The sequence below is a fragment of the Ruegeria sp. EL01 genome, from assembly GCF_900313035.1.
Lineage (GTDB): Bacteria > Pseudomonadota > Alphaproteobacteria > Rhodobacterales > Rhodobacteraceae > Ruegeria.
Window position 1 is genome coordinate 141,116 of record NZ_OMPS01000045.1, and the last position, 18,414, is coordinate 159,529.

The window sequence follows — 18,414 nt, forward strand, 5'->3', positions numbered from 1 at the left end:
GAACCTTCCCTCGCCCTAGGTTTGCGCGGCGCGAATTTGGCTGACCTGTCGACCCTCCATACCCCAATTGTCCAGCGGAACCTCATCGATCACCACAAACGTCGTGGCAGGGTTCTTGTTCAGGACCTGTTGCAAAAGGTCGGTGACCCCCGAAATAAGCTGGCGTTTTTCCTCTGGCGTTGGGCCTGTTCCATCCGGCCCGCCTTCGCGGGTCACTTTGATATTCACATAGGGCATGATGTTAGTCCTTTCGCTCGACGAATGAGAAGACTTTGGTCAGGACACGCCATCCCTCATCCGCATTGATCACAGTCAGCAGATCTTGATAGTTGCGCCCCATCATCGTCATGCGTGCCTCGACGATGCCAATCCGATCCCCTTTAAGCGCAATCCGTTCGATCACGTCGTCACGTGGGTCGCCTCGCGAAGACGGCGGAGTGCGGGCATCGATGCGCGCCATATAGTCGTCCAATCCCATGACCTCGTAGGTGCCAGAGGTCCCGTTCACATAGGCAAGATCCGCGTGAAACACTGAGCGCAGAGTTTCGCTGTCCGAGTGGTAAAGGCCGTCAAAATACCGTTTCATCAGGTCTTCGATCTCGGTTTGATCCGGGCACGTCATCATGCAAGACCCTCTGCGGCAAAGGCGGATTTGGTTGCTGGTCGGTTTGCGATCCGCACAGCGTAGGCCGCCAGCTTGGGCCAGGCCGCAAGGTCGATCGCCTTGAAATTGGTCCAGTTGACCAAAACGAATGTATACGCATCAGCCACCGAGAACTGGTTGCCAACCAGAAAATCCCGATCGTCCGCAAGAACCGTTTCAAGGTAGTCGAGTTTTGTCGCCACTTTTGCCTGCGCTGCTTGTTTTTCTGCATCAGACGAGCCGTCGGCAAACAGCGGGCCCCAGGCTTTGTGTAACTCGGCCGCCGCGAAATTCAGGAATTGCTGCAGCCGGGCACGATCGATGCTGCCGGGTGCCGGAGAGTAAGCGCTCTCAGGGTTGTTATCTGCAAGGAACTGCAAGATTGCGACGCCTTCGCTTAGATACGCATCGCCGTTGATTTCCAGAGACGGGACATAGCCATTTGCATTGATGTTCCGGTAGTTTTGTCCGCTTTCGGTCCGGCCAGCGACCGTGTCTACAGCCTCGATCTCAAAATCCGAACCGATTTCATACAGCATGATGTGGCTGGCGAGAGAACACGCTCCGGGTTTGTAGTAGAGTTTCATATCAGGCTCCTTTTCCTTGATTGCGTGCCTGTCGTAACAACGTGATCGAGCGATTGATAATATTGAGAATTCATGCTTATGATCGAAAAATCAGATCATATGAGCAACAAATGACCCTCGATCAACTCAACGCTTTGGATGCAATTGTTGCCACCGGAACCTTTCGTGCAGCCGCAGAACGTCTGAACAAGGCGCAGTCTGCGGTCAGCCATCAAATTCGAAAACTGGAAGCGGAACTGGGGTTTGATCTGTTTTCAAGGGATGCATATCGCCCCAGCCTGACCTCTGAAGGCGAAGTGTTTTTTCGCGAAACGGCACGCGTGCTGGAGCAGGTGCGCGGATTAAAATCGGTGGCCGCAGGACTGAGAAGCGAGCAAGAGCCAAAGGTCGCCATTGCCATGACCGCCACAATGTCGCTGGACCCGATACTGAAGGTGCTTGCAGATATCGGGCGAGTTTTCCCTGGAACCCATATTCAGGTTGCAACCGAAATGATGGGTGGACCCGTGGCGCGACTGATGGCGGGAGAGGCAGATTTGATTGTCGCCGGGTTGGACGGCGTTCCGATTGATGACGTCGAAACCCTGCCGGTCGGAACAGTAACTATCCGGCCGGTCGCAAGCCCTGACTTTCCAGCGTCACAACGATCGGGCGTAAAATCGAGACGTGAGATGCAGTCTTACACGCAGGTCATCGTATCTGGTACGGGCGGTCCGGAGTTTAAACAAAGCCGGGATTTGCTGAGGGGAGGGCAGCGCTGGACCGTTTCTGATTTTGAGGCAAAGAAGTCTGTTATCAAGGCTGGCATGGGATGGGGTGGTATCCCCGAACATATGATGCAGACAGAGCTTTCGAATGGCACGCTGATGCCACTAAGCGTTGAGGGTTTCCCGTCGCGGCACACAGAAATATTTGCAATCAGGAGACGTGACCAGCCTATGGGCAAAGTCATGTCGCAAATTTGGTCTGCTCTTGATGTGCGGTCGTCGGGCGACAACCAAACTCACTGAGCCATTGAAATGATTGTCGTGCGCCGTTGGTGTCAGCTGTTATGACTGAAGGTATGGGCTGATCGCGACAGGGATGTCCAACCATCTGGGAAGCCGACCAAATTCTTCGAATAATTCGTTTGATCGTATATAACCCATATGACTGGGGTTCTTGGGAACGGGGCGCACCAACATGATTGTCGACTACATCCGCATTGGCCATGCGGCGGACGATAACCTGAGCACCAAGCGTTTGAAATCCATGTCAGTGATCATCCTGACTGTCATTATGTGCATGGCCTCGGCGTTTTTCCTTGAACCGGAAAGGTCCATTATCTACCGCGCGCTTGATGTGACTGTCGTGGTCACCATTTTGGCCAGCCTCTATTTGCTGCATCACACGCGAAACGTCGAAACGGTGTTCTATTTTTTTGCGCCAGCCTTCCTGATTGTGCAACTGATTTTCATGCTGCTCAACGGGAATCGAGAAGGCGATGTGTTGCCATTTCTCGTGACGCCAGCTGCCGCAGTGGTTGTCCTTGGCCCCAAAAGGTCCCGGCCATGGTTTGGCGTATGTTTCCTTGTGATGTTGTTTCTGCCGTTCTTCGATGGCGCGCTACCAGAGACAAACCTGTCCATAAATCAAACGTCGACCAATCCGACCGGGTCCCTGTTTCAATCACCCCTTAAACAGCCGATGGAGACAGGCGAAGGCCTGGCGATGACACTTGGCGTGTTCTTTGTCTATTTCCTGATCTTTTCCGGCTATCGGCAGCTTGAAGCGGCACGAGAGCTCATTCTAGTGCAAAAGGCGCAGATCGAGCACGAATACGAGCGTTCAGAACGACTGTTGGAGAACATCTTGCCTGCGCCAATTGCCGAGCGGCTGAAGCGAGAGCCGGACAAGATAATTGCGGATGATTTGTTGCAGGTTACGATTCTGTTTGCGGACATTGTGGATTTCACGCCCCGGGCGACACGTATGCGCGCACCCGAGCTGGTGTCTTTTCTGAATCGCGTTTTTACACATTTTGATGATCTGGCAGACAAGCATCGGTTGGAAAAAATCAAAACCATTGGTGATGCCTATATGATTGCGGGTGGAATGCCTGAACCCCGGCCTGACCACGCATCGGCTGTTGCTGATATGGCGTTGGAAATGCTCACGATCACGAAGCAAATCAGCCAAGAGATGGGTGAAACACTGGCAGTACGGATCGGAATTCACACTGGTCCGGCCGTTGCTGGCGTGACCGGTACCCGTAAGTTCTTCTATGATGTTTGGGGCGATACGGTGAATACGGCTTCAAGACTGGAATCCTACGGATCGCCGGGCCGAATACAGGTGACCAAAGAGACCTGCGAGATATTATCCGACCACTACATATTCGAAGAACGAGGAATCATTGATATCAAGGGTAAGGGCAAGATTCAGGCATACTACCTGACGGGCGTTGGTACACGGGCACCGCAATAGCTCAGATCTCTACGGATGGGGGGTATGACTAGCTGACATTCGACATATGTCTGGATTCACCAATCTGCGTTTGAATCTTCTGTCAGGTTCCTCGGCGCTTGGGGTTCGCGCCTTGGCGATGAGCTATGGAAACATTACCAGCCTCACGGAAATTTTGTTTGTCGTGGCGACACAATGGCCGTAACGCGCAAACAGGGCGCACAGGTGAAATGACTTTCTGTTGGCTACTTCACTGCTCTATTTCTTGGAATTTCGGTTAATATCTCGAGGCGCGAACCCGATGTTTCTTGGAAAACCAACAGGGAGTCGCTACGCTCGTTAGCAGTAAACTGTTAGAGAATTGTTAACCCGTGCCCAAAACTAGTACACACACCGCTTCGCTGAGCAAAGCTCAACTCCTACTTACCTCTTCAATGGCGCTTGCTTTTGTAAGCGGATACGGGCGGGTCGCTTACGGCGGCAGCTGCGCGCCGATTGGCGGGGGAACCTATCAATGCTCCGGCGCCGCGTCACCGGGTGACGCGACGATAACGCTTAATTCTGGCGCCGCGCCGCTGACGGTTACGACACAACCGGGGTTTGGTCAGACGGTTTCAACCGGCCTTGGATTTAATCTGCGTTCGACAGACAGTATTTCTTTCACCGACAACAACAGTTCGACGATTTCCGGGTCGAGCATCGGCATCTATTCGCGAAACACTGGAACCGGAGCAACATCAATAACTGTTACTGGTGTGGTCACCGGAGTTGGAAACACGGCAATCTACTCGCAAAACGGCGCGACATCGACCGACCTGACGATATTGGCGGTCGATGTGAACGGTGCCGTTACCGGGATCAGCGGGCGCAATACCGGCACTGGTGCTCTGACAATAACATCGACAGGCACCGTTTCCGGAACTTCGCAGGATGGGATAAACGCCCGAAATTCAGGAACCGATTTGACCATCACAGCGGCCGCGGTCAGCGGTGGCAGAACGGCGATTTTCGCGGGAAACACAGGGTCTGGATCGATTTCAGTCACCACATCTGGTGCTGTGACCGGCGGTACGGGCGCGGGTATAGCCACTCAGGGTAATGCGGGCGCGGCGGTCCAGATCAATTTGAGTTCCGGCAGCACAGTTAGTGCGACTTCTGGCACCGCGATCACAAACGATGATTCCAACGCGACCGTCTCTGTAAAATCCGGCGCTGCGGTCAACGGCGCGATCAGCCTGGGTGATGGCAGCGATCTTCTGGACTTTTCCGGAGGCGATTTCAGCGGTGTCACGCTGTTCGACGGTGGTGATGATAACTCGAGCGGTGACGGTTTTGTCGACACACTGCGGTTTGGCAGCAGCGGGTCTTTGAACGGCGCTAATGTGAGAAACTTCGAAAAGTTCGAAGTTGTAAACAACGCGGTGGTGACGCTGACCGATAACACCCTGACAGCAGGCGATGGTGGTGCCGGAACCGGTATTTTCACGCAATCAGGCGGTGTCCTGCGACTGAACTCGGGTGCGACCAGTCTGAATGGCAACGTCAGCAATGGCGGCACGATTTCGGCGCAGAACGGATCGGTCGGGGACATGATCACGGTCAGCGGCGATTTCATCGGTAATGGTGGAACTGTTATGCTGGATGTTCAGCTTGGCGGTGACGGATCAACCACTGACATCCTCCAAATTGGTGGGGACACGTCTGGAACGACGTTTGTTTCGGTCAACAATATCGGCGGTGCTGGTGCTCAGACCATCAATGGTATCGAGATCATTCAGGTCAGCGGTACTTCGGGAGGGAGCTTTACCCTGAACGGCACGGCCCAGACTTCCAGCGGGGAACAGATCGTCGTCGCCGGTCCGTTTGGCTATCGCTTGGTTAAAACTGGCAGCGGCAACTTTGCTTTGTCCAGCCTGGACGCGTCAGGAAACCCGATCCTTGTCGGGGCCGGCGCGGCGGCCTTTGAAACGCTGCCGTCTGTTCTTCTGTCGATGAACCGCCTGCGCGGCTACCAGGCCCGCACTGCATCGCGTCTACCCGCCGGGCCTTCTGATGGTGGTACAGTAACCCGATTGACGGCCCCCTATGGCTCCGGCGGCGACGTGTTGGCCTATCCCAACAGCCCAGTGTGGATCGAACTGAGCGGCAAACGCAGCGATTTAACACCGGTAAGTTCCGAAGCGGGTATCACCAGTGTTAAAACAAACACTTATACTATCTCGGTTGGGGTCGACACGATCCTGTCTGAGCTGTCCAATGGTACATTGTATGGCGGAGTGGGCCTGATTTACGGCGATGCATCAAGCACTGTCAGAACAGATCAGGGCACCAGTAATATCGACACAGAATCACTCGGGCTGAACCTAAGCGCCACTTGGCTGGATGCGCGCGGCTTCTACCTGGATACGCAGCTTCAATACAACAACAACTCTAGCGATGTCACCGATCCGACAACCGGTTTGGCACAAGATGACATCGATTCTGATCAGTTTGCAGTATCACTTGAGGTTGGTCGCCCGATTGAGGTTAACCCCGGTCTGGTTCTGGTTCCTCAGGCGCAGCTTTCGTACACAACGTTGGACGTGGATGAATTCACCGACAGCTCTGGCAATCAGGTCCTGTTCGAGGATGCGGAAAGTGTTCTGGCGCGGGTGGGATTGTCTGCCAACAAGTGGTTCTCGAGTAGTCACGGCGCTGGCAGCTACTTTGGACTGATAAACCTGTATCACGAGTTTGACCCTGACACGCGGGTGTCTGTCGGTGGAATGGATTTTGACGAGGAAATTGACGACACCGGCATTGAACTAGGATTTGGCGCGCGTATGATCTTGAACGATAGGTACGAGCTTTCCGGTTCGCTAAACTACCTGACGGGTCTTGAGGACTTTGGGGAAAGTTATGAACTGGAGGCTGTTTTGGGTCTACAGGTCCGGTTTTGAATGATCACAAAAGTTAAGTCACTGGTACTGGGTGCAATCGCCCTTGGCGTCTCACTGAGTGCAGCCGTTGCGCAGACGAAAGAAACGACATCGACCCAGTTTCAAAGCTGGACGGTGAACTGCGCCGAAGAGGCGGGGCAAAAGCTGTGCGCGATGAGCCAAAGCCTCAATCTGCAAAATCAATCCGGTCTGCTATTGCGGATGGAGTTGCAGCGCGGCCAAGAAGATGGCGCATCTGGCGTTGTTATCGTTCCATTCGGTCTGGATATCGCCAAGGGCATTTCGCTGTCGATTGATGGTGGCCCGCGTTGGAATCTTCCAATGAGAACCTGTCAGAATTTCGGCTGCGTTATTCCAGTGACATTGGGTCCGGCGATCATTCAGGAATTGAAAGAAAGCGGATCAATTCAAATCTCACTTTATACTCTGGATGGGGGAAAAACCCTCGAGGTTCCAGTTTCTCTGGCAGGTTTCACAGCTGCATTCGATGCGCTTTGAACCTGTGACGGGACCATGAGCCAAGACCTTCCAAAATCAGAAAATCCAACCCAAAGCTCGGCGGATACGCAGGTCGCATATTCTGTTTCACCTGGCTTGCTTGGGCTTCTGGCGAAACATGACTTTTCATTCTGTCTAAGCTCATACCAATCCGGTCGATTTTACCTGATCGGGCGAAACCCAAATGGCGGGATCATGATCAATGAACAGGTTTTTGAAAAAGCCATGGGCATTGACGTCAAAAATGGTTCGATCACGCTGGCAACGCTGTTTCAGATTCATCGGTTCGAAAACGTCTTACGCGACGATCAAAGGATTGAAACACTTTTCGATGCTTGTTTCGTACCCCGCCAAAGCTATACGACTGGCGAGCTTGATGCACATGATGTGGCGGTCACTGATGATGATCAGATACTGTTCGTGAACACACGGTTCAATTGTGTTGCAACCGTTTCTGACAAGCACAGCTTCGAGCCGATCTGGAAGCCTTCGTTTATCTCAAAAATAGCCGACGAAGATCGATGTCATCTGAACGGGATGGCACTGGAAAGTGGTGAGCTGGCTTATGTTACGGCTGTCAGTAGATCGGACACAATTGACGGTTGGCGGGATCGTCGCAGCTATGGTGGCGTAGTGATCGACGCCAGGACGGACGAAATTGTTTGCGACGGCCTGTCTATGCCTCACTCGCCAAGAGTACATAACGGCAAACTTTATGTGCTGGATTCGGGTTCAGGACGCCTTGGAGAAATCGTCCGGGAGTCGGGTTTTGGTAAAGGCCGATTTGAAGAGATCGCATTTTGCCCGGGTTTCGTGCGCGGATTGGCGTTTCACGACAACTTCGCAATCGTGGGCCTTTCAAAGCCGCGGTACGAACGGTTCGAAGGCCTGCCGCTGGACGAAAAGCTGAGAGAGGCGGATAGCGAACCATGGTGTGGTGTTCAAATCATTGATTTGCAAAAGAAAGAGGTCGCCGCCTGGTTTCGCATCGATGGCGCAGTACAAGAACTGTACGATGTAGCGGCCTTACCAAACGTGGATTGCGGAATGTCCCTGAGTTTTGCAACAGACCACATTAGATCCTTTGTGACCTACGAAAAGAGCTAAAATCACAAAGAGCGCGAGCACCCCCGCCTAAGTGATTCAATCAAATAGGCAGGGCTAGATACAGCTTAACCCCTAGCGGCGTTTCGGTACAGAGTTTCCACCCTTGGCGCTTTTGGCAGCGGCCGCGCGGGCGCGGTTTTTCTTGCTGCTGGGTTTACTCTTCGGGGGCGGAGGACCTTTGGCGTCAGTGTTGCGAGGTTTAGACTGGCCGTCCTTGCCTGTTTCTTTTGGGACGCTCTTAGGTTTGCCTTTGATGCTCGCTGTTGATGGTTTCCGGCCCTTGAAAGGTGTCTGCAAAACCGCGTCTGTTTCCTGGGCTTTTGGCTTTGGACCAGCGGGTTTCCGGGGCTTGCGATCCTCGGGTTTTGGTTTGCGACGCCGCGGTTCGGGCGTGTCGTTCCAGTCAATCGGTGGAGTGTCACCTTTGCGATGACGCGGTTTTCCAGACGGCGCACGATCAGGTTTTGGTCGGCTAAAGGCCGGCAAGTCCGGGGCCTTGTCCAATCTTGCGATGTTCTTGGTCCCTTCAATCTTCATCTTAGGACCAATGGCCGCCAGAAAGCTGTCGACAACAGCTTTTCTGATTTCGACATAAGACAGATCATCAGCAATGCGGATCGCACCGATATCGTCTTTTGTAATGTTCCCCGCTTTGCACACCATTGGCAGCAAATGGCGCGGAGAGGCGTTTTGATTGCGCCCTTCTGACAGCGAAAACCAAACACTGGGGCCAAACTCCCCCCTAGGCTTGGGTTTTTCTACCTGAACCGCACCAAGCTCTTCCGGAGCTGAGTGGCGCTTTTTGTATTGCCGCAAATAGGCCGCCGCGATCTGTTGAGGGGTGAACTTCTCAACCAGCTGATCGATAGTCGAAACTTCGCTCTCAGCTATATCCGTCTGCCAGTCTTCTGCATCAAGCATACGAACCTGATCACGTTCGTTCACGTCGTCAGCGGAAGGTGCCGATCCCCAATCGGCGCTTAGCTTGGCGAATTTCAGAATACGTTCCGCCTTTTTGCGAGACGAGGGCACAACAACCAATGCACTTACACCTTTGCGCCCTGCGCGCCCTGTTCGACCAGAGCGATGCAAGAGGGTTTCGTGGCTGTTGGGCAATTCTGCATGGACCACCAGGTCAAGGTTGGGCAAGTCGATGCCCCGGGCGGCAACATCGGTCGCCACACAAACCCGTGCGCGCCCGTCGCGCATCGCTTGCAAAGCGTTGGAGCGCTCGCTTTGGGTCAACTCGCCCGACAAGGCCACAACCGAAAAGCCACGGTTCGACAGGCGGGCTGTCAGGCGCGATACCATCGCGCGAGTGTTGCAAAACACAATCGCGTTTGGTGCCTCGTAATAGCGCAGCACGTTAATGATCGCGTTTTCTCCATCACGCGCAGCGACTTGCATGGCACGGTATTCGATATCGGCATGCTGGGTTTGTTCGCTTACTGTCGAGATGCGTTCTGCATCGCGCTGATAGCTTTTGGCGAGTTTGGCAATCGCGGCGGGAACTGTTGCAGAAAACAGTAGGGTCTGCCGATCTTTTGGTGTTTCATCCAGAATGAATTCCAGATCTTCGCGAAAGCCCAGATCCAGCATTTCATCCGCTTCGTCCAAAACAACCGCGCGCACTTGGGTCAGATCGATCGATCCACGCATGATATGGTCGCGCAAGCGGCCCGGCGTAGCAACGACAACATGCGAACCGCGTGCCAAAGCGCGCCGTTCATCGCGCATATCCATACCGCCAACGCAGGACGCCAGAAAGGCCCCGGCATCGGCATAAAGCCAGCCAAGTTCGCGTTTCACCTGGAGGGCCAGTTCCCGCGTTGGAGCGATTACCAGCGCCAAGGGCGCGCCTGACGCACCGAATGTGTCATCATCACCCAGCAAAGTAGGGGCAATGGCCAAGCCAAAACCGATTGTCTTACCCGATCCGGTCTGGGCGGAGACCAAAAGGTCTCGGCCGTCCAGCTCGGGTTGGGTGACAGCTTGCTGAACAGGGGTCAAAGCATCATAACCCTTGCGGGCAAGTGCGTCGGCGATGGTTTTTTTCACGGCAGAAGTTCTTTGTATAAGACAGGTGGTGGGCCGTGCAGCGTGGCAAAAGGCGCATCATCCAAGGTTAAAGACAGTCCTCTAACGGTTGGCGCCCGGTTTGTATAGGCAAGGTTTTCCGGTTGCTGGCGAACCCGGCTGGTTTTGCCGAACCGAACTGCGTTCGCGATACTCTCCTGTCGACGAACAGGTCCAGTCTTCGGGAAACTGCAAAACCGACGCTGTGATGCCTAAGGCAGCACGTTCAAACAATTATCCAACACGAGGATTTAGCGCTGAACGGACCAGGGCACATCATTCAGCATGGTGAGTCGCCTTTTTTTGCAGAACAAGAAATGTCATCATCTTCATCGGTGGCAGCGCGTCTTTCTTGACGATTTCAAGGCTGGGCTCTTTCAGAACAGTGTTGATGTGAAAATCAGAATGCCAGCCCAGCACGTTGGCAAAAGGGGCTGAGAGCTTTTCGACGACCGACAAAACCCCCGTTTCGCGTGCAAAATGGTTGGTAATGATGATCTTTCCGCCCGGTTTGCACACCCGTGCCATTTCGGCGACCACACGCTCGGGTTCCGGAACGACCGAGACTATGTGCATCGCGGTTACGGCGTCAAAACTGTTGTCTGGAAAAGACAGATCGCGGGCGTCCATCTTTTGAAGGGCTTCAACCTGGGTCAAACCGAGATTTTGCACCTTCTTCTTTGCTTTTGCTAACATTTCGGCGCTGAAATCGACTCCGGTGACCTGAAGATCGGAGCGATAGTGCCGTAGGGCCAGCCCGGTTCCGACCCCAACCTCCAAGACTTTCGTGCCCTTTTGCGCGTTGATGTAATCGACCGCTGCCCGTCGCCCTGCTTTTGTCGCGGCGCCAAACGTTTTGTCATAAACCGGTGCCCACCGGGCATATGAGGTTTTGACGGCATGAATATCCAAGGGAACGTCCTCTTTTTAGGTGGATTTGCGTGCAGTGCGAAATGCCAGCGCCAGGCTCGCGATGTAGATGATCGACATGAGTGTGAGTGTCGCCCAAAGATAGATAAGCAATGCCGACAACAAGAGAACGAACCCCAACATCAAAAATTTGGCATATCCGGGTGAAACCGAGACATTTTTGAATGAAAATGTAGGAACCCGGCTGATCATCATATACCCGATTACCAACAGATAGATGGTCACAAACAGAGGTGGCGGCGAAGGCATGTCCGAAAACAAGAAAGACACGTACATCGGCAGCATTGCGAGTAATGCGCCTGCGGGCGAGGGTACGCCCTCAAAAAAGTTGTTTTCGGTTTCCGCTGCATCCGATTTACTCGTCACGTTGAACCGGGCGAGTCGCAAGACGCAGCAAATCGTATAGCCCAGCACTGCCAACCAACCCGCACTGAAATCCTGCAGGGCCCAAAAATATAGTATCAATCCTGGTGCCACTCCGAAATTGAGGAAGTCAGCCAAGGAATCCAATTCAGCGCCAAATGGGCTTTGGCAGTTCATCAAACGAGCGAGTCTTCCGTCCAGCCCATCGAGCACCATGGCCAAAAGCACCAACCTGACGGCCGTTTCGAAATCACCCTGAAACCCAAAGCGGATAGCGGTCAGACCGGCACAGATTGCGGTGATTGTCAGCAGGTTGGGCAATAGATGAACGACCGGCATGTCACGTTTGCTGTCTGGCGCAGGGTCTGACATCTATCAATCCGTCCGGGCCATTCGGGCAGATTCGTTTGAAGCCAGGTCAGCCAGAACAGTTTCACCTGCGATCATAGTTTGCCCTAAGCTGACCATGGGGTGCACGCCCTCTGGCAGATAGACATCCAATCGGGATCCAAAGCGGATCAAACCAAACCGCTCTCCGGTTGCGATTTTGTCCCCTTTCGCAACGAAACATACAATGCGCCGAGCAACGAGGCCGGCAATCTGCACCACTGCGATTTGGCGCCCGTCATCCATTTGAATACACAGGCTGTTGCGTTCGTTGTCTGCGCTGGCTTTATCAAGCGACGCGTTGAAGAATTTACCAGGGCGATACGCGATCTCAGTGATTTCCCCTGCAATCGGTGCACGGTTTACGTGGCAGTTGAACACACTCATGAAAACGCTGATGCGCGTCAGTTCATCTGCTGGCATGCCAAGTTCCGGTGGTGGCACTGCTTTTTCGATCAGAGACACAATACCGTCTGCCGGGCTGACGATCAGTCCTTCTGCTGTTGGTGTCGCCCGTTTGGGGTCTCGGAAAAAATAGTAACACCAGACCGATGCTCCGACACCAATCCACCCCAAAATCGATGAGATCAGAAAAAGTAAAACCGTTACAACGACAAAGATCGCGACAAACTTGCGACCTTCGGGGTGCATTGGCTTTAGGAAAGTGTCACGCATCCTCATTTGTGTCGCCCTTTAATAATAATTGGACGCTTCCTAACCCGGTTCAGGCTTGGTCTACAACTTGGTATATTCAACTTGGTGATATTGTGCCTAGATCCGGGACTTGTAAGTCTCGGATTCAAGAGAACTCAGTTGCTAAGGAAATGGTGGTGGATAAGCCTACTTCTGGGCACCTGCCATAGTGCATAACTAGCTGTCTTTCCCCCGGTTTTTCACAAATTTCGGGTTTTTTGCGGGAACCGAAGCCCAAAAGGTGACATCAATACAAAGTAGTCAGTCAGCCGCTTCTTCGTTAAGATAAGCGATCAGATTTACGATTTCTTCGTCTTTCTTCAGTCCCGGAAACTGCATTTTATTGCCAGGAACGGTGCCCTTGGGGTCGGTCAGGAACTGGGTCAATGTCTCTACGGTCCAAGTGACCCCGGATCCTTGCAATGCGGATGAAAACTTGAACCCGTCTGCCTGCCCGGCGGATGTACCAAAGACCCCGTGAAGGGATGGGCCGACCCCGTGGCGGCCTTCTTTCAACTGGTGGCACGCTCGGCATTTGCGAAAGACTTTTTTGCCTGCCTTTACATCTCCGTCAATAATCGCGGCGGCAACGGTGGTTGGAACACCGGCGGCCACCCCGGCTTTTTTGTCATCCATGGTAAAGATCAGCCGTGCGGTGATTGGCACGGTTCGGGTGATGCCCGGCAAATTGGCCAGTTCCATCAGTTTGTCCACACCGGCATTTAATCCTGCATCTTCGGTACTCAGGAATACCATGTCATTGGTCGATACCATCACCGAAGTTTCGGATAATCTCGCAACAAACATTTCGGCGTCGAATTCTACATCTGTACCAGCAAGCGACAGGACGGCATCGGCATCAACCGTGGTTGCCCCGCCAACGTTCAGGTCCGCGACGTCCTGCATGTCAAATTCAGCCGACAAGGTCGCGGTGCCGGTTTTGCGAAAGACATACTCGATCATCCTTTCGTTTCGGATGTCGATATTGGTTTCGACCGACGACAGGTCAATTTCGATTTCGACCTTGCCGTCTGGGCTGACATGACCGCTGAGGCTGCTAAAGCTGTTCACCTCGCCCACAGTATCTTTCTTGATTGAGCCGTAGGCCAGATGCGACCCTTCGGGATCGAGCGTCCAGCTCGTTGCCAAAGCCGGGCTTGCAACAATTGCCGACGCGATCGTGACTGCTTTCAACAGAAGTTTCATTTTAATCCTCCACGGTATATGTCAGTCCTGACCCCGCGGGCCCGGTCCGTAAAAAGCAAACACACACAGATCGCATTTTATTCGATGAGTGGCGAAATCAGTTCCGAACAAGCCGTGCGCAGTGCGGTGCAGACACATTCGAAACGTGTGTGGCGGTTTGCACTTGCGCTGTCGGGTGCACCGGATGTTGCGGATGATCTGTTACAAGCCACCTGCCTTCGCGCTCTGGAACGTCATCATCAGGTGACGTCGCACGAGCGGTTGGATTCCTGGCTGATGACAATTTGCCGGTCGATCTGGTTGAACGAAATACGATCGCGGTCCGTTCGTCGTGCCCAGGCTCTGTCGGTTACGCCCGAAGCGGATTTGGTTGCAATCGGACCGGATTCAGAAACGAATATTTTCGCGTCTGAAGTGTTTACCCAAGTGATGCACCTGCCAGAGGCGCAGCGAGAAACGGTAATGCTTGTTTTCGTCGAGGGATACAGCTACCGCGAAGCCGCTGCATTGCTGGAGGTTCCTATCGGTACGATCATGAGCCGGCTATCGAATGCCCGGCAGAAATTGAAAACCGTAATGCAGCATGATGCGACTGACCCCGCGCAACGGAGTGGCAAATGAAGTTTTCCGACGACACGCTGAAGGCGTATCTGGAAGGCAGCCTGGATGAGACCCAGTGCCGCGCCATTGAGGCTGCCGTCGAAGACGACGCCGAGCTTGAGCGCCGTCTGATGGCGCTGGACCCGTTTGCACCCGTTATCCACGACGTCTTCGAAGGATTGCCCGCACAGACGCCGCAGGTGGATCTGCCCGAAGCTACGGTGTCGGTGCCGCTTGGTTCCGGCGGGCCTTTGCGGTTGCTTGCTGTCGCTGCATCCGTGGCCGTTATTGCCGTCTCAGCGACGTTTTGGGCGACACGCCCTGCCGAATTGGGTTGGGCGCAGCAGGCAGCGCTCTATCAATCTTTATACGTGCCCGAGACGATTTCATCGTTGGATAGCTCACCCGAATCTCTGGATGCGCAATTCGCGCAGGCCGAGGAACAGTTGGGCCGTTCGCTGAACCGTGACGCGTTAGAGGCGCTACCGGGCCTTGATTTGAAACGGGCGCAAATACTTTCGTTCAAAGGCAAGCCGCTCGTTCAAATTGTCTTTGCCGATGAACAAGGTCGCCCCTTTGCGTTCTGTGTTATCCGGCAAGGTCCTGCCGCGCCAAGCAAAGAAGTCAAGCAAGCTGTTCTGAGCGGTCTGGCGACCGCGATATGGGCGCAGGACGGGTATGGGTACATGCTTTTGGGCAGTGACGCGCAGACCGATCTGGGTGGCGAGCTGGATGTTCTGACACAGACCTTTTCGGGCTAGAAGAAAACCTCTTGTGCCTGTCTGAGAATGCCCGAAGAATACCCAACATGAAGTCAAAAAAGGTCATGTCTGATCCGGATGACGAGGCTGCAGATCTGGGGCCTCCTAGTATCTATGACACGGACCCACCCGAAGATGACGATCTTTGGTTTTTGCCGCCCGAGGAAGAAGAGTCTCAGGATGTTTTTCTGCCACCCGGCCCACGTGTCGATCAGCGGATGCTGTTCGACCCGCGGGAATGGCGTGAAGCCCAGTCGGGCCTCTCATCTGAACTGGCCGAGCTGGCGGTAACATTTGGTGCTTTGGATGAACGTTTGCGAGCCGGACCAGAAGGGTGGACCCATCGTTTGGCGTTGATGGATGTGTCCGATCTGGGGTGGTGGACCGGGGATCGGATCAGCGTGGACCGCCTGGCTTTGTGGACCGGGCTCAGGATTGGCGCAACCAGTGATGATGTGCAGGCCTTGTTCCGGGCGGGATGGGCGGTACGCCGCCTGACCTCGGGCACCGCACCGTCGACTGGAGGGTGGGAGATCGGCCTGACCGCGTTTTTGGACCGAATGGCGCAAGGCATGGAGGACGTCCCCGAAGCAGTTGCGGATCTAGCCGAAGTGATGCGCAATGCAGAGGGGCTGCATCCTGTAACCCAATCCGCAATTGCCTTTCACGCATGGCGTGCCCTGTCTCAAAGCATCGGGCAGGACACCGAAGCGGCCATTGTGGCCGCCCGTCATGCGGCTTCGATGGGACGGGGCGGTGCATTGTTCATGCCGCTTGCGTTGTCAGGCCCCGGTGCTTTGCGTGGGGTCGGCGAACCGCATGAAAAACTTTCAGCGTGGATACGTGGAGCAGGGCAAGCGGCTTTGGCGGCTTTGTTGCATCTGGATCGGATAAGTGCGTGGGAGACGCGGGCGCGTGAAGTAACGGCCGACCTGAGCGGGCGCACACCGCCGCTGTTGGTCGACGCTTTGACGGCATGGCCGATGGTTTCGGCCCCATTGGCCGAGGAGTTGACGCAGGCGTCACGGGCGGCGGCGCAGCGTAACATTGACCGTTTCACGCGTCGCGGTTTGATCCGCGAAGTGACAGGGCAGGGGCGATATCGGGTTTGGACCGCCGCGCTGTAGCCTCACAGCGGTCGTAAATATCCATCGAGTTGGCTAGTTTGACAGCCTGAGGCAGACGCGTTTGATCGGGCGCCTAACGCCCGACACCAACATAAGTTTCAAAGCCGGATTTCAGAACCGTATTTTCGGAATAGATATTCCTCAGATCGACCATTCGGGCTGTGGTCATAGCGCCCGCCAACTCTGCCAGATTCAAGGCACGGAATTCGTTCCATTCGGTCAGCAATACAACAACGTCCGCATCTTTGGCGGCCGCGTAAGGGTCATCAGACCATTCAACGCCTGGCAGCAACGCTTCGCCTTCGGATTTGCCTTGCGGATCGACAACGCGGACTTTGGCCCCGCCCCCGATCAGCGCCGGAACGATGGTCAGCGATGGGGCGTCCCGCATGTCGTCAGTATTGGGTTTGAAAGTGACACCGAGTATTGCGACGGTCTTGCCATTGAATCGGTCATCACACGCTTCGCGAATTTTCTCGGTCATCCGTTTCTTGACCTCGTCGTTCACACGAATGACGGTTTCGGTGATCTGCATCGGGTGCGCGTGTTCCTGACCAATCCGGGCAAGGGCAGCGGTGTCCTTCGGAAAGCACGAGCCGCCGTAACCGGGACCCGCATGCAGGAATTTGTTGCCGATCCGCCCGTCCAGTCCGATGCCGCGCGCCACTTCCTTGACATCCCCACCGACGCGTTCGCACAGGCCGGCAATTTCGTTGATAAAGGTAATTTTGGTCGCCAGGAATGCGTTGGCGGCGTATTTGATCATTTCAGCGCTTTCCAGATCCGTGGTCAGGATTGGAAAGTCACGCAGATAAAGCGGGCGATAAATCTCCGCCATCACCTCGGCCGCGCGGTCACTTTCCACGCCAACCACAACGCGGTCAGGGCGCATGAAATCGTCGATGGCTGCACCTTCGCGCAAGAACTCGGGGTTCGAGGCGACATCGAAATCGGCATCTGGATTGGCGGCCGAGACCACCTGGTGCACTTTGCGGTTGGTGCCCACCGGTACAGTCGATTTTGTGACGATCACGGTATAGCCAGTTACGGCTTGTGCAATCTCTTCTGCGGCGGCCATGACATAGGTCAGGTCAGCATGCCCGTCACCGCGGCGGGTCGGCGTGCCAACGGCGATAAATACCGCATCCGCACCATCAACGGCGGCATCCAGATCGGTCGTAAAGCTAAGGCGTCCGGCCGCGACGTTTTTGGCCATCAGCACATCAAGACCCGGTTCGTAAATTGGCACGTCTCCGGCCTTGAGCATTTCAATCTTGTTTTCTGCCTTGTCGACGCAAATCACGTCGTGACCGAAATCCGAGAAACACACACCTGACACCAGGCCCACATATCCAGTGCCAATCATTGCAATACGCATTCTTTAAAATCCTTCTTACCAATTACCGCCTGCGGCGCGCATACATTCAAAGAAACTGCAGTGGGTTTCAATGCCTGACAGTCGCCTAAACGTGCATTCAACAGATTCTTGCTGTTTTTGAGACGACAAACAGGCGGATTGGGTTAGCGAGGCAAAGTTACGACCAAAACCGTACTGATTATCGGCGTCACAGGTGAGGATGGATCTTACTTGGCAGAACTCCTTTTGCAGAAAGGGTACGAAGTTCACGCTATCAGGCGCCGCGCATCATCATTTAACACCCAGCGCATCGACCACATCTACCGCGACCCCCACGACTCAAACCCGAAGCTGCACCTGCATTATGGCGACATAAGCGACATTGGAATTCTCGGGTCAGGGTACCGGAGGGATTGCCTCCGTTGTAGCGGTTAACGGAGAACAGGCATCTGCGTTGACGTTTGGTGACGTTGTTGCGCGGTTCGACTCTCAATACTTCCGCGCGGTTGAGGTTGAAACTCTGATAAGCGATCAAACCTAGGCCAAACAGACCCTGGGGTGGGAGCTGGAAGTAACGGCGCAGGACATGTGTTCCGAGATGGTTTTGGAGGACTTGAAAACGGCGAAACGCCACGCGCTGCTGAAGGAACATGAATTCCAGTTGCCTGTCAGCCTGGAGATCAGCTGAGGGGGGA

Annotated in this window: 17 protein-coding genes and 1 pseudogene; 9 read left to right on the forward strand and 9 right to left on the reverse strand. The window is 54.4% G+C overall.

Annotated elements, in window-relative coordinates:
• Window positions 1-15 precede the first annotated feature (15 nt).
• From D9K61_RS20155 to gstA, 3 genes are read right to left on the reverse strand one after another with little or no spacing between them, the layout of a single operon-like run.
• Entirely contained in the window at window positions 16-237 is a 222-nt protein-coding gene (locus D9K61_RS20155) for a 4-oxalocrotonate tautomerase family protein (RefSeq protein ID WP_120634989.1), read from the reverse strand.
• 4 nt (window positions 238-241) lie between these two features.
• Window positions 242-622, reverse strand: a complete 381-nt coding sequence (locus D9K61_RS20160) for a nuclear transport factor 2 family protein (RefSeq protein WP_254055831.1) — start codon at window positions 620-622, stop codon at window positions 242-244.
• Window positions 622-1,230 carry a glutathione transferase GstA gene (gene gstA / locus D9K61_RS20165; protein ID WP_120634991.1) on the reverse strand — a complete coding sequence of 203 codons (609 nt, stop codon included), beginning with the start codon at window positions 1,228-1,230 and terminating at the stop codon, window positions 622-624. Before gstA ends, D9K61_RS20160 begins: the two co-directional genes overlap by 1 nt.
• Before the next feature lie 110 nt (window positions 1,231-1,340).
• Between gstA and D9K61_RS20170 the strand changes: the two genes are divergently transcribed.
• From D9K61_RS20170 to D9K61_RS20190, 5 genes are all read left to right on the forward strand, one after another.
• Window positions 1,341-2,240: a LysR family transcriptional regulator gene (locus D9K61_RS20170; RefSeq protein ID WP_120634992.1), complete on the forward strand. Its 900-nt coding sequence runs from the start codon at window positions 1,341-1,343 to the stop codon at window positions 2,238-2,240.
• A gap of 172 nt (window positions 2,241-2,412) precedes the next feature.
• Entirely contained in the window at window positions 2,413-3,696 is a 1,284-nt protein-coding gene (locus D9K61_RS20175; RefSeq protein WP_120634993.1) for an adenylate/guanylate cyclase domain-containing protein, read from the forward strand.
• Between the two features lie 413 nt (window positions 3,697-4,109).
• Entirely contained in the window at window positions 4,110-6,614 is a 2,505-nt protein-coding gene (locus D9K61_RS20180) for an autotransporter outer membrane beta-barrel domain-containing protein (protein WP_120634994.1), read from the forward strand.
• A complete protein-coding gene (locus D9K61_RS20185; protein WP_120634995.1) occupies window positions 6,615-7,112 on the forward strand; it encodes an invasion associated locus B family protein in 498 nt (165 codons plus the stop codon).
• A gap of 15 nt (window positions 7,113-7,127) precedes the next feature.
• Window positions 7,128-8,219 (forward strand): TIGR03032 family protein, encoded by a 1,092-nt coding sequence (locus D9K61_RS20190; RefSeq protein WP_120634996.1) that lies wholly within the window; start codon window positions 7,128-7,130, stop codon window positions 8,217-8,219.
• 72 nt (window positions 8,220-8,291) lie between these two features.
• Here the strand turns inward: D9K61_RS20190 and D9K61_RS20195 are convergent, their stop codons facing one another.
• The 5 genes from D9K61_RS20195 to D9K61_RS20215 form a co-directional block, all read right to left on the reverse strand.
• On the reverse strand, window positions 8,292-10,277 hold the full coding sequence (locus D9K61_RS20195) for a DEAD/DEAH box helicase (protein WP_120634997.1): 1,986 nt from the start codon (window positions 10,275-10,277) through the stop codon (window positions 8,292-8,294).
• A gap of 294 nt (window positions 10,278-10,571) precedes the next feature.
• Entirely contained in the window at window positions 10,572-11,207 is a 636-nt protein-coding gene (locus D9K61_RS20200) for a class I SAM-dependent methyltransferase (protein ID WP_120634998.1), read from the reverse strand.
• Between the two features lie 15 nt (window positions 11,208-11,222).
• Window positions 11,223-11,960, reverse strand: coding sequence for a CDP-diacylglycerol--serine O-phosphatidyltransferase (gene pssA / locus D9K61_RS20205; protein ID WP_120634999.1), 738 nt, complete (start codon window positions 11,958-11,960; stop codon window positions 11,223-11,225).
• A gap of 3 nt (window positions 11,961-11,963) precedes the next feature.
• Window positions 11,964-12,656, reverse strand: a complete 693-nt coding sequence (locus tag D9K61_RS20210; RefSeq protein WP_120635000.1) for a phosphatidylserine decarboxylase — start codon at window positions 12,654-12,656, stop codon at window positions 11,964-11,966.
• Between the two features lie 273 nt (window positions 12,657-12,929).
• On the reverse strand, window positions 12,930-13,874 hold the full coding sequence (locus D9K61_RS20215) for a c-type cytochrome (RefSeq protein ID WP_120635001.1): 945 nt from the start codon (window positions 13,872-13,874) through the stop codon (window positions 12,930-12,932).
• Window positions 13,875-13,892: 18 nt separating this feature from the next.
• Between D9K61_RS20215 and D9K61_RS20220 the strand changes: the two genes are divergently transcribed.
• The 3 genes from D9K61_RS20220 to D9K61_RS20230 are packed head-to-tail and all read left to right on the forward strand — an operon-like array spanning window position 13,893 to window position 16,362.
• A complete protein-coding gene (locus D9K61_RS20220) occupies window positions 13,893-14,495 on the forward strand; it encodes an RNA polymerase sigma factor (protein ID WP_254055832.1) in 603 nt (200 codons plus the stop codon).
• On the forward strand, window positions 14,492-15,235 hold the full coding sequence (locus tag D9K61_RS20225; protein WP_120635002.1) for a hypothetical protein: 744 nt from the start codon (window positions 14,492-14,494) through the stop codon (window positions 15,233-15,235). The genes D9K61_RS20220 and D9K61_RS20225 overlap by 4 nt, the downstream gene beginning before the upstream one ends.
• 47 nt (window positions 15,236-15,282) lie before the next feature.
• Window positions 15,283-16,362, forward strand: a complete 1,080-nt coding sequence (locus D9K61_RS20230) for a helix-turn-helix domain-containing protein (RefSeq protein ID WP_254055833.1) — start codon at window positions 15,283-15,285, stop codon at window positions 16,360-16,362.
• A 73-nt stretch (window positions 16,363-16,435) separates the two neighbouring features.
• Here the strand turns inward: D9K61_RS20230 and D9K61_RS20235 are convergent, their stop codons facing one another.
• Window positions 16,436-17,740, reverse strand: coding sequence for a UDP-glucose/GDP-mannose dehydrogenase family protein (locus tag D9K61_RS20235; RefSeq protein WP_120635003.1), 1,305 nt, complete (start codon window positions 17,738-17,740; stop codon window positions 16,436-16,438).
• Between the two features lie 174 nt (window positions 17,741-17,914).
• Between D9K61_RS20235 and D9K61_RS27190 the strand changes: the two are divergent.
• Window positions 17,915-18,407: pseudogene (locus D9K61_RS27190) on the forward strand (GDP-mannose 4,6-dehydratase).
• The last annotated feature ends 7 nt before the right edge of the window (window positions 18,408-18,414 follow it).

What these genes read in the sequence shown, in the direction of transcription:
- D9K61_RS20155 (WP_120634989.1), bottom strand. Translation starts at nt 237, where the DNA reads ATGCCCTATGTGAATATCAAAGTGACCCGCGAAGGCGGGCCGGATGGA.
- D9K61_RS20160 (WP_254055831.1), bottom strand. Translation starts at nt 622, where the DNA reads ATGACGTGCCCGGATCAAACCGAGATCGAAGACCTGATGAAACGGTAT.
- gstA (WP_120634991.1), bottom strand. Translation starts at nt 1,230, where the DNA reads ATGAAACTCTACTACAAACCCGGAGCGTGTTCTCTCGCCAGCCACATC.
- D9K61_RS20170 (WP_120634992.1), top strand. Translation starts at nt 1,341, where the DNA reads ATGACCCTCGATCAACTCAACGCTTTGGATGCAATTGTTGCCACCGGA.
- D9K61_RS20175 (WP_120634993.1), top strand. Translation starts at nt 2,413, where the DNA reads ATGATTGTCGACTACATCCGCATTGGCCATGCGGCGGACGATAACCTG.
- D9K61_RS20180 (WP_120634994.1), top strand. Translation starts at nt 4,110, where the DNA reads ATGGCGCTTGCTTTTGTAAGCGGATACGGGCGGGTCGCTTACGGCGGC.
- D9K61_RS20185 (WP_120634995.1), top strand. Translation starts at nt 6,615, where the DNA reads ATGATCACAAAAGTTAAGTCACTGGTACTGGGTGCAATCGCCCTTGGC.
- D9K61_RS20190 (WP_120634996.1), top strand. Translation starts at nt 7,128, where the DNA reads ATGAGCCAAGACCTTCCAAAATCAGAAAATCCAACCCAAAGCTCGGCG.
- pssA (WP_120634999.1), bottom strand. Translation starts at nt 11,960, where the DNA reads ATGTCAGACCCTGCGCCAGACAGCAAACGTGACATGCCGGTCGTTCAT.
- D9K61_RS20210 (WP_120635000.1), bottom strand. Translation starts at nt 12,656, where the DNA reads ATGAGGATGCGTGACACTTTCCTAAAGCCAATGCACCCCGAAGGTCGC.
- D9K61_RS20215 (WP_120635001.1), bottom strand. Translation starts at nt 13,874, where the DNA reads ATGAAACTTCTGTTGAAAGCAGTCACGATCGCGTCGGCAATTGTTGCA.
- D9K61_RS20220 (WP_254055832.1), top strand. Translation starts at nt 13,893, where the DNA reads ATGTCAGTCCTGACCCCGCGGGCCCGGTCCGTAAAAAGCAAACACACA.
- D9K61_RS20225 (WP_120635002.1), top strand. Translation starts at nt 14,492, where the DNA reads ATGAAGTTTTCCGACGACACGCTGAAGGCGTATCTGGAAGGCAGCCTG.
- D9K61_RS20230 (WP_254055833.1), top strand. Translation starts at nt 15,283, where the DNA reads ATGAAGTCAAAAAAGGTCATGTCTGATCCGGATGACGAGGCTGCAGAT.
- D9K61_RS20235 (WP_120635003.1), bottom strand. Translation starts at nt 17,740, where the DNA reads ATGCGTATTGCAATGATTGGCACTGGATATGTGGGCCTGGTGTCAGGT.